This window comes from Methyloversatilis sp. S146-33, assembly GCF_059552495.1.
This window is the reverse complement of the sequence record NZ_JCANOT010000021.1, coordinates 46,902-60,576: the sequence shown is the minus strand read 5'-3', so window position 1 is coordinate 60,576 and position 13,675 is coordinate 46,902. Positions and strand designations below refer to the sequence as shown.

At 64.1% G+C, this 13,675-nt stretch carries 13 protein-coding genes; 8 read left to right on the top strand and 5 right to left on the bottom strand.

What is annotated here, in order from left to right; translation table 11 throughout:
- Nucleotides 1-27 precede the first annotated feature (27 nt).
- From AC51BJ_RS06530 to AC51BJ_RS06510, 5 genes are all read left to right on the top strand, one after another.
- Entirely contained in the window at nucleotides 28-795 is a 768-nt protein-coding gene (locus tag AC51BJ_RS06530) for an MBL fold metallo-hydrolase (RefSeq protein WP_496279696.1), read from the top strand.
- Between the two features lie 54 nt (nucleotides 796-849).
- Nucleotides 850-3,222, top strand: coding sequence for a GspE/PulE family protein (locus AC51BJ_RS06525; RefSeq protein ID WP_496279695.1), 2,373 nt, complete (start codon nucleotides 850-852; stop codon nucleotides 3,220-3,222).
- Between the two features lie 13 nt (nucleotides 3,223-3,235).
- Entirely contained in the window at nucleotides 3,236-4,870 is a 1,635-nt protein-coding gene (locus AC51BJ_RS06520; RefSeq protein WP_496279694.1) for an HD domain-containing phosphohydrolase, read from the top strand.
- Between the two features lie 187 nt (nucleotides 4,871-5,057).
- Nucleotides 5,058-5,582 carry a pilin gene (locus AC51BJ_RS06515; RefSeq protein ID WP_496279813.1) on the top strand — a complete coding sequence of 175 codons (525 nt, stop codon included), beginning with the start codon at nucleotides 5,058-5,060 and terminating at the stop codon, nucleotides 5,580-5,582.
- Nucleotides 5,583-5,631: 49 nt separating this feature from the next.
- Nucleotides 5,632-6,669, top strand: a complete 1,038-nt coding sequence (locus tag AC51BJ_RS06510; RefSeq protein WP_496279693.1) for a methyltransferase family protein — start codon at nucleotides 5,632-5,634, stop codon at nucleotides 6,667-6,669.
- On the opposite strand, the gene AC51BJ_RS06505 is transcribed toward AC51BJ_RS06510, so the two are convergent.
- The 5 genes from AC51BJ_RS06505 to AC51BJ_RS06485 all read right to left on the bottom strand — a co-directional run bounded on the left by AC51BJ_RS06505 (nucleotide 6,642) and on the right by AC51BJ_RS06485 (nucleotide 10,898).
- Nucleotides 6,642-7,760, bottom strand: coding sequence for a serine hydrolase domain-containing protein (locus tag AC51BJ_RS06505; protein WP_496279692.1), 1,119 nt, complete (start codon nucleotides 7,758-7,760; stop codon nucleotides 6,642-6,644). The genes AC51BJ_RS06510 and AC51BJ_RS06505 overlap by 28 nt on opposite strands.
- A 3-nt stretch (nucleotides 7,761-7,763) precedes the next feature.
- A complete protein-coding gene (locus tag AC51BJ_RS06500) occupies nucleotides 7,764-8,222 on the bottom strand; it encodes a SixA phosphatase family protein (RefSeq protein WP_496279691.1) in 459 nt (152 codons plus the stop codon).
- Between the two features lie 79 nt (nucleotides 8,223-8,301).
- Entirely contained in the window at nucleotides 8,302-9,792 is a 1,491-nt protein-coding gene (locus tag AC51BJ_RS06495) for a CYTH and CHAD domain-containing protein (RefSeq protein ID WP_496279690.1), read from the bottom strand.
- A gap of 135 nt (nucleotides 9,793-9,927) precedes the next feature.
- Nucleotides 9,928-10,431 (bottom strand): cyclic pyranopterin monophosphate synthase MoaC, encoded by a 504-nt coding sequence (moaC, locus tag AC51BJ_RS06490; RefSeq protein ID WP_496279689.1) that lies wholly within the window; start codon nucleotides 10,429-10,431, stop codon nucleotides 9,928-9,930.
- Complete coding sequence (locus AC51BJ_RS06485; RefSeq protein ID WP_304004020.1) at nucleotides 10,428-10,898, bottom strand: response regulator; 471 nt, start codon at nucleotides 10,896-10,898, stop codon at nucleotides 10,428-10,430. The genes moaC and AC51BJ_RS06485 overlap by 4 nt, the downstream gene beginning before the upstream one ends.
- Before the next feature lie 208 nt (nucleotides 10,899-11,106).
- Here AC51BJ_RS06485 and AC51BJ_RS06480 point away from each other — a divergent pair, with 208 nt between their 5' ends.
- From AC51BJ_RS06480 to AC51BJ_RS06470, 3 genes are all read left to right on the top strand, one after another.
- Entirely contained in the window at nucleotides 11,107-12,561 is a 1,455-nt protein-coding gene (locus tag AC51BJ_RS06480; RefSeq protein WP_496279688.1) for a M48 family metalloprotease, read from the top strand.
- A gap of 98 nt (nucleotides 12,562-12,659) precedes the next feature.
- On the top strand, nucleotides 12,660-12,887 hold the full coding sequence (locus tag AC51BJ_RS06475; protein WP_019919427.1) for a sulfurtransferase TusA family protein: 228 nt from the start codon (nucleotides 12,660-12,662) through the stop codon (nucleotides 12,885-12,887).
- Nucleotides 12,888-12,921: 34 nt separating this feature from the next.
- A complete protein-coding gene (locus AC51BJ_RS06470; RefSeq protein WP_496279687.1) occupies nucleotides 12,922-13,626 on the top strand; it encodes a glutathione S-transferase family protein in 705 nt (234 codons plus the stop codon).
- Nucleotides 13,627-13,675: the final 49 nt, after the last annotated feature.

Below are 13,675 nucleotides of genomic sequence, written 5' to 3'. Positions count from 1 at the left end.
GAAAACGGACTTACGCGCGGGAAACAGATGAGGATACGGGTGCTCGGTTGCAGTGGTGGCATAGGCGGTGCGCATTTGCGTACCACGTCGCTGCTTGTCGACGACGACATCCTGATCGACGCCGGAACGGGTGTCGGTGATCTGTCGATCGCCGAGTTGGCACGCATCGACCACGTGTTCGTCACCCACAGCCACCTGGACCACATCGCCTGCCTGCCGCTGATGGTCGATACGGTGGGCGAATTGCGTTCGCGTCCGCTGACCGTGTGGACCACCGGGCCGACGCTGGAAGTGCTGCGGCGGCACATCTTCAACTGGTCGATCTGGCCCGACTTCACCGAAATTCCGTCGGTCGAGCGACCGTTCATGACCTTCCGTGAATTGCGTGTCGGCGACGAGATCGACATGGGTAGCCGGGCGATCCGCGTGCTTCCGGCCCAGCACACGGTGCCGGCGGTCGGCTACGCGGTGCGTTCCTCCGGCGGCACGCTGGCTTTTTCCGGCGACACCACTGTGTGCGACGAGTTCTGGGACGCCGTCAACGCCTTGCCCGATCTGCGCTACCTGATCATCGAAACCGCCTTTCCCGACCGCGATCGCCAACTCGCCGTGATGTCCCGCCACCTGTGTCCGGACATGCTTTCGGGGGAGCTGGAGAAGCTGCGCCACCCGGCCGATATCTACATCACCCATCTGAAACCAAGCCAGATGGACATGACCATGCGCGAGATTGCCGACACGCTCGGCTCGCGCAAGCCGCACATGTTGCGCAACAATCATGTTTTCGACTTCTGACCATTGGGCGCGCGGCAGGACGGCCGCGCGGGTCAGCGGTAACGGGGTGAACAAATGAGTGCAGTGCTACCGCCGGCCAGCGATCTGGGCGCGATGAGCGATGTGTCGAGCCGGCTGGCGTTCTTCAAGAACCTTCAGGGCGTGACGACCAAGATTCACGCCACCACCAATATCGACGAAATCATGCTTGAACTGTCGCAGGAGATTTCTGCGCTGTTCAACGCCGACCGTCTGACCATCTACGTGCTGGGCGACGACCGGTCGACCATCGTGTCCAAGGTGAAGACCGGCCTGAATTCGTTCAAGGATCTGCGCCTGCCGCTGACCGAGCAGTCGATCGCGGGCTTCGTCGGCATGAGCCGCAAGCTGCTCAACATTCGCGACGTCTACGACGAGGCCGAGCTGAGGTCGCATTCGTCCAGCCTGAAGTTCCTCGACGGCGTGGACAAGAAGACCGGCTACCGCACCAAGCAGATGCTGGTCGCGCCGATTCTCGACCCGGAGAAGAGGGATCTGCTGGGCGTGGTCCAACTGATCAACAACAAGTCCGGTCAGCCCTTCTCGGCGCTGGCCGAAGAAGGCCTGCTGAGCATGGCACACACGCTGGCGGTGGCTTTCCAGCAACGCAGCAAGCCGACGCACGTGGTCAAGTCGAAATACGACTACCTGGTCGTCGATGGCGTCATGTCACCGCAGGAGTTCGACCTCGCCTCGCGCGCGGCGCGGCGCAAGGGCGTCGATGTCGAGGACGTGCTGGTACGCGATTTCCAGGTCAAGCAGCAGGCCATCGGTGCGTCGCTGTCGAAATTCTTCGGCGTCGCCTACGAGCCCTTCAAGCCCGAGCGGGTCAAACCCTTCGACCTGATCAGGAATCTCAAGCGCGAGTACCTCGAAGAGCAGCAATGGGTGCCGGTGGAGGACTCCAGCGAGGGCATCGTCGTCGTTGCGCTCGACCCGGAGAAGGTGAAGGGTGCGCGCGTCGTCAACAACATCTTCCCGAAGGCTAAGCTGGTCTTTCGCGTCACCACCACGAAGGAATTCGTGCAGACGCTGGACCAGTTCTATGGCTCGACGATGGACGACACCAGCGTCGGCGACCTGCTGTCCGACATGCTGGAAGAGGACGAGGTGCACGACGTTGGTGGCGACGACGTCACGGCCGCTGCCGACAACGAACTGGTCCGGCTTGTTAACAAGATCATCATCGACGCCTACCAGCAGGGCGCATCCGACATCCACATCGAACCGCGTCCGGGCAAGGACAAGACCCAGGTCCGCTTCCGCAAGGACGGCACCTTGCACCCCTACATCGAGGTACCGGCCAGCTACCGCAGCGCGCTGGTCACCCGCCTGAAGATCATGTGCGACCTCGACATTTCCGAGCGCCGCAAGCCGCAGGACGGCAAGATCAAGTTCCGCAAGTTCGGTCCGCTGGACATCGAACTGCGGGTGGCGACCATTCCGTCGGCCGGTGGCGTCGAGGACGTCGTGATGCGTATCCTCGCCGCCGGCGAGCCGATACCGATCGACAAGCTGGGCGTACTGCCGCACAACCTGTCGCGGTTGAAGGATGCAGTGAGCAAGCCCTACGGCCTGTTCTTCGTGTGCGGCCCGACCGGCTCCGGCAAGACGACCACGCTGCACTCCATCCTCAGCCACATCAACACGCCGGAAACCAAGATCTGGACCGCCGAGGACCCGGTCGAAATTACGCAGAAGGGGCTGCGTCAGGTACAGATCAACAAGAAGGCCGGGCTGGATTTCGCCGCCATCATGCGCGCCTTCCTGCGCGCCGATCCGGACGTGATCATGGTTGGTGAAATGCGCGACAAGGAGACCGTGGCCATCGGCATCGAAGCCTCGCTGACCGGTCACCTGGTGTTCTCGACGCTGCATACCAACAGTGCACCGGAATCCATCGTCCGCCTGCTCGACATGGGCATGGATCCGTTCAACTTCGCCGATGCGCTGCTCGGCGTCCTGGCCCAGCGGCTGGCCAAGCGTCTGTGTCCGAAGTGCAAGGAGGCCTATCACCCGGACGCCGCCGAAATGAAGCACTTCCTTGAGGAGTACTGCGAGGAGCTGCGCAACACCGCCGACTTCAAGGTCGACGCCGAAGGGGCGATGGATCGCGTGTTGAAGGACTGGATCAAGGCCTACGCCGACGACAAGGGGCGCTTCACGCTGTACCGGCCGAAGGGCTGCCCGGACTGCAGCAATACCGGCTACCGTGGCCGGCTGGGCCTGCACGAACTGATGCTCGGCACCGACCGCATCAAGAAGAACATCCAGGAACGCGAACGCGTGGCCACCATGCTCGCCACGGCACTGGAGGAGGGCATGCGTACGCTGAAGATGGACGGCATGGAAAAGGTGCTGTCCGGCCTGACCGACATGAAGCAGGTCCGCGCGGTCTGCATCAAGTAGCGCGCCGCCGCACATGGACAAGTTCGACGACCTGCTGCGGCGCTTCGAGGATCTCAACGAGATCGGCGCCGCACTGTCGAACGAACGCAATATCGAAGCGCTGCTCGAAAAGATACTGCTTGCCGCCAAGGCCATTACCCATGCCGACGGCGGCACACTCTACCGCACCGACGAAAGTGGCGAGCACCTGCGCTTCGAAATCATGCGCACCGACTCGATCGGCATCGCGATGGGCGGCACCAGCGGCAAGCGCATCGTGTTTCCGCCGCTGCCGCTGCATCTGCCGGGCGGCCAGCCGAATCTGTCCATGGTCGCCGCCTACTGCGCGCTGAACCGCTGTACGGTCAATATCGCCGACGCCTACGCGGCCGAGGGCTTCGACTTCTCGGGCACGCGTGCTTTCGATGCCCGCACCGGCTACCGCTCGACCAGCTTCCTGACGGTGCCGATGATGAATCACGAAGGCCGGGTGATCGGCGTGCTGCAGCTGATCAACGCCGTCGACCCGGTGAGCGGCGTGGTCGGCGTGTTTTCCGATTCCGACCGCCGGCTGGCCGAGTCGCTGGCATCGCAGGCCGCCATCGCGCTGACCAACCGGCAACTGGTGAGCCAGCTCGAAGCGCTGTTCGAATCCTTCATCACGCTGATTAACAACGCCATCGACGAGAAGTCGCCCTACACCGGCGGCCACTGCCAGCGCGTACCGACGCTGACCATGATGCTGGCCGAAGCGGTCAATGACACGACCGAAGGCCCGCTGGCCGACTTCACGATGACCGACGCCGACCGCTACGAGCTGAAGATCGCCGGCCTACTGCACGACTGCGGCAAGGTGACCACGCCGGTGCACGTGGTCGACAAGGCGACCAAGCTGCAGACCATATTCGACCGCATCCAGCTGGTCGACACGCGCTTCGAACTGATACGTCGCGATATCGAACTGGCCACCTTGCGCCGGCAGATGGCGCTTGGCCCGGATACGACCAGTGCTGCGCGCGCACGGATCGAGCGCGACGGTGCCGATCTGCTCAATGAGGTCGAGGGCGACCGCGCCTTCCTCCGTCAGGCGAACATCGGCTCGGAGCGGATGAGCGATGCCGACGTCGAACGGGTGCACGCGATCGCCCGGCGCTGGTCATGGACCGACGCCCAGGGCGCCCGTCACCCCTGCCTCAGTGCCGATGAGGTCGAGAACCTGACCATACGCGCCGGCACGCTGACCGGCGCCGAGCGCGAAATCATCAACTACCACATCGTGTCGACGATACGCATGCTCGAGTCGCTGCCCTGGCCGCGTCACCTGACCAATGTGCCGGAGTACGCCGGCGGCCACCACGAGCGCATGGACGGCAAGGGCTACCCGCGGGGCCTGACCCGCGAACAGATGAGCGTGCAGGCCCGCGTGATGGGCATCGCCGACATCTTCGAGGCGCTGACCGCCAAGGACAGGCCCTACAAGCGACCGATGAAGCTGTCCGAAGCGCTGCACATCCTCGGCAAGTTCCGCCTGAACGGCCACATCGACCCCGACCTGTTCGACGTGTTCGTCCGCCAGCAGGTCTATCTGCGCTACGCGGAAACCTATCTCGACCCCGAACAGATCGACGACGTAGACCTCAGTGCCATCCCCGGCTACGCAGTGAACTGACGTTTTTCGTCACATGCTGCCGGTGAACGGCAGGACAGAAGCATCTGTGTCGAACTGTGTCGCGGCGCCCAGGACAAAAAATCCTTGTGTTTCAGAGAACTGTAAAAAAGTGCTAAAGCTGGCACCCGCCTTGCTCGATATCACCCTGAGCGCAGTCGCGCCCGTTCCGTTCAAACAGGAGAGAGTGATGAAAAAGGTTCAGCAAGGTTTCACCCTGATCGAACTGATGATCGTGGTCGCGATCATCGGCATTCTGGCGGCAATAGCGATTCCGCAATATCAAGACTATGTAACGCGAGCAAAGTGGCAAGATGCTGTAGCAAGTCTCGCATCTGTCCGAACTGATATGGCGCTGTGCATACAGACCAATGGTGGAGCGCCCTCCGCTTGTGATTCCAATACAGATCTGGCAACGGCTACCGGCAAGACGGGTTACACCATTCCGACAAGCTTCGCAGGCGGAGCTGTTACCCTGGGCACCATTGCATCGACCGATGGTACGGGTGGTGTCGGTGGAACAATTACGCTTCCTCTGACGGGCAATGCATCTGTGAGCAGTTGTACCCTCGACATGGTTGGAACGGTTGGCACCACGAGTATCACTTGGGCCTACCGGACCGGTGGAAATGGTTGTAACAAGTCGAAGACGGGTTTTGACACTGGAAGCAGCTCCAGCTCCAGCTCCAGCTCTAGCACGAGCTCGGGCGGTTAATCCGAGTTACGTATGAAGGAAGAGGCCCGCGAGGGCCTCTTTTTTTGCCATGAACGCCGTTTTCCGAAGCTATCTCGCGACGCTGCTGTTCCTTGGACTCAGCCTGACGTTTTACACGCAGATCAGCCCCTGGCATCGTAGTTCACTCGGCCAGATGCTGCATTTCGGCAGCGACGGTGCAATCGTATTCTCCGTGTTCGACGCCTATGTGTGGCTCATCCTGCTCTATGCGGCAGTGCTGCCTTTCTACTACCGCCGGACAGCAGCGGATTCCAAGGCGCTGGTTGTGGCGCGCGCGGGCTGGCAGAGGGTTCGTAACGGTCGAGTGTTCGATGTCGATGAAGCTCTGGCCTTACGCATCCTGCTGCTGAAGTTCTTCTTCGCGCCCTTGATGGTGAGCTGGTTGCTGCAGCATCTGGCGGCATTCTCCGACTTGACTGCGCTTCCGGCTTCTGTCGCGGCCTTGAACTGGTTCGAGCTCTACAACAAACACCTGCATGCGCCACTGATACATGTTGTGGTTTTCGTCGATGTGCTGTGCTTCACCTTCGGCTATCTCGTCGATCATCCGAAACTGAAGAATGGATTCGTGTCAGTTGATCCGACGCTGTCCGGCTGGCTCGTGTGCCTCATCTGCTACCAGCCCTTCAACCAGGGGCTGACGGCATTCATCGGTTGGTACAGCAGCGATGCGCCGACCGTCGGGAATCCGCATCTGCAGTTCGCGATCAACATCTCTGTACTGCTCGCGTTCGCAATTTACAGCGCAGCCAGTGCGAACCTCGGTTTCAAAGCCAGCAATCTGACCAATCGCGGCATCGTGCGACACGGTGTCTATCGCTGGATCCGTCATCCTGCCTATACCTTCAAGAATCTGGCCTGGTGGCTGGGGGCCATGCCGCCGCTTTGGGCGGCGCTGCAGAGCTCGGTGCTCGGCAGTATCGCCATCCTGCTGTCGCTGTGTGGATGGACCGCGATCTACATCGCGCGTGCGCTGACCGAAGAGCGCCATCTGCTGATGGCCGACAACGGCTATCGCGAGTACATGGAGCAGGTGCGCTACCGCTTCATTCCCGGTCTGGTCTGACGTTCGGTCTCTTTGCACTGCAGATGGCGCGCCACGACATGGTCGATGGCCGCCAGCAGTTGTTCGTTCAGGCGCAGGCCATCACGATGGCGCCGGGTGGCGATGAACACCCAGTTCCATCGCGCGTGAGCCGGAATGAGCGCCAATGCGCTGACGCCGGGTAGCGAACCGTCACGCCAGAACATTCGCTGCCCCTGCGCATCGTCGAAGACGTGGAATATGAGGCCGTGGCAGTTGCGCGGCCCACCGCTGCGGGGGCAACCGTCCGGGGCTGTGTCAAGTGTCTTTAATCTGTCTGCCGGGAACGCCCGCACAAGAAGACGGGAGAGGTCGCGAGCGGCGCTCTGGAAGCCGCCACTGGCCAGCATGGCCGGATAGTTGAAGTGATAGCTGGCGGGGTCGTCCGTTGGATCGTCCGGACTGGCGTGGTAGCGGACCGTCCGGTCACTTTCGTCGTACGGCGCGATGTTCGACCTCCCGATGCGTCGGACAATCGACGCGGCGACTCGGTCGGCGAGCGGTTGTCCTGTACGAACGCGCAACGCCTCGCCGAGCAGGCAATAACCGGTGTTGGAATACTGGAAAGTCGATCCGGCGGGTGCCTGCAGCGGTTCCGACAGCAACTGCCCGACATGAGGCGGGCAACGTGGTTCGAGCCTGAGCATTTCATCCAGACCAGCATGGCGACGCAGGCCGGATCTGTGCCCGAGCAGATCACGCAGGCTGATGTCGCGTGCGCCGCGACCACTCGACTCACGGTCGATGTCGAGCACCTCAACCAGCTTCGAGTCGAGTGGCAAGCTCTTGTCCTCATCGGCATCCATGACGGCAAGCCCGGTCAGGATTTTCGACAGGCTGGCGATGCGCAAGGGCTGCTCCACGGCCAGGGGATGGCCGGGCGAAGCTTCTCCGAATGCCAGGTCAATGGCTTGAACATTGCGGCCGCGCAGCGAGAACTGGGCGGCTGGCAATGACTGCTCAGTGAGCAGGCGCTGCAGTTCCGACGTGAGTGCGGCCGTGCATCGAGGCGCGGCATTGGCGTGTGCCACCGATAGAGCCGCGGTCAAGGCGACGAGCAGCAATCGTCGCATTACTCAGGCTTCGATCAGGTCGGGTGAAATGCACAGCCTGAGAATGTGTTGGGCTGCGCCGTCACGCACGCGATTGCTGAGCCACCACAGCGCACCTTTCTTCACCGACCACTCCGCCTCTTCACCCGACAGCAACAGCGCCGCGACCCGCCCCAGCATCGGCTGATGCCCCACAACCAGCACTGCGCCGCTGCCTGTCGGCCAATCAGTGGCCGCAATCAGGTCGGCGACCGATGCATCGGTGCTCAACAGCCTTGAGGTTTCGAACTCCAGTTCCAGTGCCTGCGCGGTCTGCTGACAGCGGGTGGCCGGGCTGACCAGGATGCGGGTGTTCTTCGGCAGGCGGGGTTTCAGCCAGGCGGCCATCTGCTTGGCCTGCTTCTCGCCGCGCGCGGACAGTTTGCGGCTGGCGTCGGGTACGGTGTCGAGCGCTTCGGCGTGGCGCCACAGGATCAGTTCCATCAATGTCTCCTCGTGTTCTGTTCAGGCGCGCGCAGTGTGGTGAGGGGACGTGACGCATGCATGACACGGCGCGCCGGATTCAGCGCGGGCGCGGCATGCGCTCCAGACGTTTGAGCAGCTTCGGTGCCTCGTCGACGATCTTCCGGTAGCGCGGCATGTGATGTGCGGCGATCTGTGACACTGCGGCCAGCAGGGCCGGGTCGTTGCCTGCGGCAGCCAGCAGGCGCGGGCCAGCCTGGCTGAGGTCGTTGATGAAGCCAAGCTGCTCCTGTGCGGCCGCCAGCGTTTCGAGCGCGCGCCGGGCGCGATTGGCGTGCAGCAGCGGCAGGCTGAATTCGAGCGCGTAGCGCAGCCGCTTCACGTCGATGCGCAGCGCGTGCAGCGCGGCGATGTCGCCGGATCTGGCCAGACGGGCGGCGGCGATCATGCGGGTGTGCGCGCGCGCCAGACGCTTGCGGGCGAGGACGGCCAGCGATGGTGCGTCCGGCTGTTCGTCGAGCCGATGCAGCACGTCGAGCAGCGCGATCATCAGTCGGGCCTGCCTGCCGTCCTGCAAAGCATTGATGACGCGCTCGCGCACTTCGCCGCGTATCGCGAGCAGTGCACTGGCGAGATCGTTCAGTTCTGGTGAGGCCGCCTTGCCCAGCAGCGGCGCCACAAGTTCGGACTGCAGCACGTCGCGGTCACGCAACTCGCCCAGTTCGCCAGCCAGCGCACGCAGGTGCTGCGCCAGATCGTCGGCGCTGCCCGCCGGCAACGCGGGCGCGAACACTCGCAGTGCGCTGCGCAGCCGGCGCAGCGCGACGCGCATCTGGTGGATGAATTCCGGCGCGTCGCTGTGCAGCGCGCCGTGTTCGTTTGCCTGGTAGTGCGCGATGCAGTCGAGCGCGACGGCGCGGAAGGCGTCGGCGGCCGAGCCTTCCGGGTCGATCGGCGAGCGGCCGGCGCGCACCGGCTCGGGTGTAGTGCCGGCCATCAGGTCGTAGCCGCGCTGTGCTTTGCTGCGTGACTCTGCACGCAGCGGCAGCGTCGCAGCGAGGCGGGCGGCGAAATCGAGCAGGGCGTCGACCGGAGCGCCGGCCAGTTCCAGTTCGAGTTCCGAGATGGTTTCGCGCTGCTCGCCAGCAATGATGTGACCGCGATCGGCCATCAGCAGCAGCTCGCCGTCACCGGCTTTGAAACGCCATTCGCGCCGCTCGAAGGTGGTGTCGAACACGGTGACGAGCACGCCGCGGTCGCGCAGGGTTTCGAGTTCTGCACGCAGTGCGGGGTCGTCGATGGCCGAGAAATCGAAGTGACCGCTGAAGGGCTGCTCCCATTCAGGACGCGACGACAGCCCCGCGCGCGACGCACTGGCGCACTTCACCGTCTGCAGCCAGCGCCGCCCCGCACGACGCAGGCGCAGCGCGACGCGCTGGCGCCGCAGTGCGAGGTCGGGGGTGTCGAAATAGAGGTTGCGCAGCGTCTGCGTGTGCGCTGGCGCGATGGCCTCGCGCAGCAGCGGGTGGCGGGAGAAGGCGCGCCAGCCGGCGCCGGCCATCGCCAGTTTGAGTTCGATTTCCTGGGCCATCGTTTCCGTGCCTGAGCGGGTTCAGTGCCCGCGACCGGGCCGATGGTAGAACGAAAGCGGGTTTCTTCGTCACCTCGCGGGCGGAAGGGCCGTGCGGCGCTTACGCGCGGCGTTGCAGACGCACGCGCACCGGGCTCAGTCGGCCGTCCAGTGCCCCGACTTGCCGCCGGCCTTTTCCAGCAGACGGATGTCGCCGATGCGCATGCCGCGGTCGACCGCCTTGCACATGTCGTAGATGGTGAGCAGGGCGACGCTGGCTGCGGTCAGCGCTTCCATTTCGACGCCGGTCTGACCGGTGGTGCGGGCGGTGACCTCGCACAGCACCTGGTTTGCGGCTTCGTCGAGCGTGAACTCGACGCTCACCTTGGTCAGTGCGATCGGATGGCACAGCGGGATCAGCTCCGAGGTGCGCTTCGAGGCCTGGATGCCGGCGATGCGGGCGACGCCGAGTACGTCGCCTTTCTTTGCATTGCCGTCGCGCACCAGCGCGAAGGTGGCCGGAAGCATGGTGATCGAACCGCCGGCACGCGCCACCCGCGCGGTGTGCGCCTTGTCGCCGACGTCGACCATGTGGGCCTGGCCCTGGGCGTCGAAATGGGTCAGCGGAGACTGCGGAGTCTGAGAGTCGTCGGCGCTCATCGTGTCATTGCGGACGGGTGAGGAGGGGGGATGTTCAGTTCGAGCCAGTAGCGGGCGAGCAGGGTCAGCGTTTCGGAAAAGCTGACGAAATCGAGCGACTTGCGCACGAAGCTGTTGGCACCGAGTTGCGCGGCGGTGCGGATGTCGCGCTGTTGCGACGACGCCGACACCATGACCACCGGCAGCACATGCGTCTGCGGGTCGGCCCTGACCTGACGCAGAACCTCCAGCCCGTCGATGCGCGGCAAGGTGAGGTCAAGCATCACCAGCGCCGGCTGGTAGCGCGTGTCGCGCCCGACGAAGGCGCCACGCCCGAACAGGTAGTCCAGCCCCTCCTCACCGGAGGCGGCGATCTGGATCTGCTCGCTCGGCACGATGTTGCGCAGTGCCGTGGTGATGAGCTTCACGTCTTCGGGTACATCTTCAATCAGCAGCAGGGCGTGCGAACCAACCGGAATCGACGACATCGGAGACGTAGGCGTTGAGGGGTGAGGGGACCGGCCAGGCCGGCTACCATGTCGGTCGTCGCGCAGCGCCGGCCGAACCTTCTGTGCTGCCGTTCTTGTTGCGCCGCCGCTGTTTGCGGGGCAGCGTCACACGCGGTAACGGATCGCTGACGAATGCTCACCTGCTGCCGAACGACCGTTCACGCCTGCCCGTTATCATAGCATCGCCATGAGTCACTTCCTGTTCTCCCGCCGGCTGCGCAAGGCAATCGCCGTGCTGCTCCTGCTGCCGCTTGTCGCGCCGGCCAATACGCTGCCCGATCTCGGCGACGTTGCCCAGGCTGATCTGCCGCCATCGCTCGAACGCCGTATCGGCGAGTCCTTGTGGCGCGACATGCGGGTGCGCGAGCGCAGCTACATCAACGATCCGGAGATCAACGGCTACCTGAACCAGCTGGCGGACCGACTGGTGTCCAAGCTGCCCGAGTCGACACAGAGCTTCGAACTGTTCGCGCTGCGCGACCCGACGCTGAACGCCTTCGCCTGGCCCGGCGGCTTCATCGGCGTACACACCGGCCTCATCGTCGCGGCGCAGAGCGAATCCGAACTGGCTTCGGTGATTGCACACGAGATTTCGCACGTGACGCAGCGGCACATCGCCCGGCTTTACTCGAAGCGCGGTGAAATGAGCGTGATCGCGATCGCTTCGCTCATCATCGCGGCGCTGGCAGCACGCGGCAATTCGCAGGCAGCGCAGGCGGCGCTGGTCGGTGGTCAGGCGGCGAACATCGCCACCCAGCTCTCCTACACGCGCGATTTCGAGCGCGAGGCCGACCGCATCGGCATCCAGATGCTGGATGGCGCCGGCTTCGACACCCGGGGCATGGCGGCCTTCTTCGAGCGCATGCAGCGCTCGGTGCGCTTCTACGAAGCGAACTCGCCGGCCTATCTGCGCACGCACCCGCTGACCACCGAGCGTATTGCCGACGCCGCCGCGCGCATCCAGCAGACCGCCTATCGACAGGTGCCGGACAGCATCGACTTCCTGCTGGTGCGTGCCAAGCTGCGTGCCTACGACGGCGACGCGCGAGAGGCGATGGCCGAATTCGAGAGCCGGCTGCGCGACGTCCAGGGCAACGCGCGCATCGCCGCCCGTTTCGGACTGGCGCACGCAGCGCTGCGGCTGCGCGATTTCAAGCGCGCCCAGCAGGAACTCGACGCGCTGCACGCTGAAGGCTTTTCTTCGCCGATGCTCGACAACCTGGGCGGTCGCATCAGCCTGGACGCCGGGCGCCCGGCCGAGGCGGCCGAGCGCTTCCGCGACGGCCTGAACCGGTCCGCGCGTTCGCGCGCGCTGCTGTACGGACTGATCGAGGCCCTGCTGGCCGACAATCGGCCGGACGAGGCGCTGGCGGTCGTCAATGGCGAGGTGTCCGTCTCTACCCAGGACCCGCAGCTCTACCAGTACCAGGCGAAGACCTATGCGCTGCTTGGAAAGCGTCTGGCGCAACATCGGGCGCAGGCCGAGGCCTATGTGCTCAATGGTCAGTACCAGGCCGCCATCGAACAGCTCGAACTGGCACAGCGTGCCGCGGACGGCGATTTCTATCAGCAGTCGGCGGTCGATGCGCGGCTGCGCGAACTGCGCGAACGGCTTGCCGAGCAGCGGCGCGACGGCCTGTAGGCCGTCACGCGATGTCGGCTGGCGCCGGAAACGAAGCCGTGGCGTTGATCACCGCCGCGACAGCGGGTATAAACGCCGCTCCAAGCACGGGGTGAGACATGGAATTCGACAAGGAACTGGATGCGCGCGGCCTGAACTGTCCGCTGCCCATCCTGCGCACCAAGAAGGCGCTTTCGGAACTGAGCAGCGGTCAGGTGCTGCGCGTGGTGGCGACCGATCCGGGCGCGGTGCGCGATTTCGAAGCTTTCGCGCGGCAGACGGGCAACACCCTGCTGGACAGCGGCGAAGCGAACAAGGAATTCTTCTTCCTGCTGCGACGCAAGTAAACGCAGCGGCTGGCGCCAGAACAAGGGGGAAACAATGATCCGTCTTTTCCAGTTTCCCCCGGCGATGGGGCTGCCGAATGCAAGCGGCTTCTGCCTGAAGCTCGAAACCTGGCTGCGCATGGCGGGGCTGCCCTACGAGAACGTCTACACGATGAATCTGGGCAAGGCGCCGAAAGGAAAGCTGCCGCACATCATCGACGACGACGGCACCGTGGTGGCGGACAGCGGCCTCATCATCGATCACCTGAAGCGGCGTCACGGCGTGGCGCTGGACGACCATCTCGATCGCGACCAGCGCGCGCAATCGCTGTTGCTTCAGCGCACGCTGGAAGAGCACGCCTACTGGTGCGTACTCCATTTCCGCTGGGCCGACGACCGCTACTGGCCGGCCACGCGCGATGCGTTCTTCGGCGGACTCGGCGCGCCGTACAAGTGGTTCGTGCCGGCACTGGCGCGCGGCGGCATGGTGAAGCAGGTGAAGGCAGCCGGGGTCGGCCGCCACACGGCTGACGAAATCACTGAAATGGGCATGCGCGACATCGACGCCGTCGCCACCGTGCTCGGCGACAAGCCCTTCCTGTTCGGACACCCCTCCAGCATCGACGCAACGGCCTACGGCCTGCTGGCCAATGTCGTGTTCGTCGATGTGGACATTCCGTTCAAACGGCTGATCGAGCGCGACTACCCGTCCATCGTGCGCTACTGCGAGCGGATGAGGCAGGTTTACTGGAGGGGCTAGGGGGCAGGGGCGAGGGGCTAGAAAAGTTTCCGGGCGGCTTCGCCGCCCG